Origin of the sequence: Pontibacter pamirensis (genome assembly GCF_010015475.1) — a bacterium.
GTDB lineage: Bacteria > Bacteroidota > Bacteroidia > Cytophagales > Hymenobacteraceae > Pontibacter > Pontibacter pamirensis.
The window spans coordinates 1-689 of record NZ_SSNI01000121.1; the positions used below are offsets into that span (position 1 = coordinate 1).

At 49.3% G+C, this 689-nt stretch carries 1 protein-coding gene; it reads left to right on the top strand.

Features of this window, described 5'->3' with window-relative positions; all coding sequences use genetic code 11:
- Positions 1-234: SDR family oxidoreductase (locus E1919_RS27215; protein ID WP_162056540.1), on the top strand; the 234-nt coding region annotated here is incomplete at its 5' end.
- Positions 235-689: the final 455 nt, after the last annotated feature.

The window sequence follows — 689 nt, forward strand, 5'->3', positions numbered from 1 at the left end:
CGCGTCAACGCCGTTTCCCCGGCAGTGGTGGTGACACCTATCTACGCTGCGTTCATCGAGGAAGATAAAATAGAGGAGGCACTGCAGGGGTTCAATTCCTTTCACCCGATAGGAAGAGTCGGGCGGGCGCAGGATGTTGCCAATGTCATTCATTTCCTGCTCACAGACAAAAGCTCCTGGGTAACCGGGTCCATCTGGGATGTGGACGGGGGAGTGATGGCGGGCAGGAACTGAACAGCAGCGCAATAAGATGGCTTTAAGCCTTGCTTGCTACAACTGACCCTCAAGCTGTCCACCCTCTATGTGCTATGTGAAACTGCAATTCCTAAACAGCGACCAAGAAAGAGTAGTAGCTGTTGCATCACATGGGGCCATATCCCTTCTCAATGAAATAGATACTCTGCCAGCCTTACGCCGGGGAGGCCCTGGCAAGGAGCATGGCTTCAGGAGGTGGCAGGTCTTTTCCTTTGGAGGGTTGTTGTTTGTGTGTAGAGCCGTAGTGCTTTTTGGGGTGCTAAACATTGAATAGCGGGTCAGCAGGTAACTAAGCTAAAAGACTGTGGAGTTTAAAAACTATAAAGAAGAGGGAGTTTTGCTGTACAGAAACTTTTATTTTATACAGCGGCTTTAACCTATATAACTGACGTTATAGAACAGTAAAGGCTCCCCGTGATGAGGAGCCTTTACTG